Below are 1,134 nucleotides of genomic sequence, written 5' to 3'. Positions count from 1 at the left end.
CTCAACGGCATCACCCATCAGGGTGGAGAAGAGCTGATCAGCACCGACGGCATCGTCGATGGTGACGCGCAGCATGCGACGAGCTTCCGGATCCATGGTGGTTTCCCACAGCTGGTCCGGGTTCATCTCACCCAGCCCTTTATAGCGCTGGATGTAGATGCCGCGCTTGCCTTCGCCCATCAACCACTCGACCGCTTCCACGAAGTTGGCAACCGGTTTGACCTTCTCGCCACGCTTGATGAAACCACCTTCCTCGATCAGGTTGGCGATCTCCTTGCCCAGCGAAACCAGCTGACGGTACTCACCGGACTGCAGGAAGTCGTAGCTGAGCGGGTATTCGCGATCGACACCGTGCTGACGTACCACGGCGTGCGGCACGTACAGGCTGCGCTCTTCGTCACGACGAACCTGGATCTGGTACTGGATACCGTGGTTGCTCTCGTTGAGCACGGCTTCCATACCCTGACACCAGGCCAGCAGATCGCTCTCGCTGTTCAGCAGCGCTTCGTTCAGCTCCGGCTGATAGATCAGCTGGGTCAGTACCGCTTCCGGCGCACGACGAGACATGCGGGTGATCAGGTGAGTCACCGAGCGGTGCTGGTTGACCAGGCGCTCCAGCGCCTCGCCACCGATGGCCGGAGCAGACTCGTTGACGTGCAGGGTAGCACCATCCAGCGCCATGGCGGTCTGGTACTGCAGCAGCGCGTCTTCGTCTTTCAGGTACTGCTCCTGCTTGCCCTTCTTCACCTTGTAGAGCGGCGGCTGGGCGATGTAGACGTAGCCACGTTCGATGATTTCCGGCATCTGACGATAGAAGAAGGTCAGCAGCAGGGTTCGGATGTGCGCACCATCGACGTCCGCATCGGTCATGATGATGATGTTGTGATAACGCAGCTTGTCCGGGTTGTACTCGTCACGACCGATACCGCAGCCCAGTGCGGTGATCAGGGTGCCCACCTCTTGCGAGGAGATCATCTTGTCGAAACGGGCCTTCTCTACGTTCAGGATCTTGCCCTTGAGCGGCAGGATGGCTTGGTTCTTACGGTTGCGACCCTGCTTGGCGGAACCGCCAGCAGAGTCCCCTTCCACTATGTAGAGTTCGGAGAGAGCCGGGTCTTTTTCCTGACAGTCAGC

General features: G+C 59.4%; 1 protein-coding gene. It reads right to left on the bottom strand.

Annotated features, from left to right (window positions below; genetic code table 11):
- A partial coding sequence (locus AACS18_RS01385; protein ID WP_258228813.1) for a toprim domain-containing protein occupies nt 1–1,134 on the bottom strand: 1,134 nt, incomplete at both ends.

It is taken from the genome of Aeromonas sp. HMWF015 (assembly GCF_963878965.1).
In the GTDB taxonomy this organism is placed as follows: Bacteria; Pseudomonadota; Gammaproteobacteria; order Enterobacterales; family Aeromonadaceae; genus Aeromonas; species Aeromonas veronii.
The sequence above is the reverse complement of the archived record's forward strand: the minus strand, read 5'-3'. Positions and strand labels throughout refer to the sequence as shown.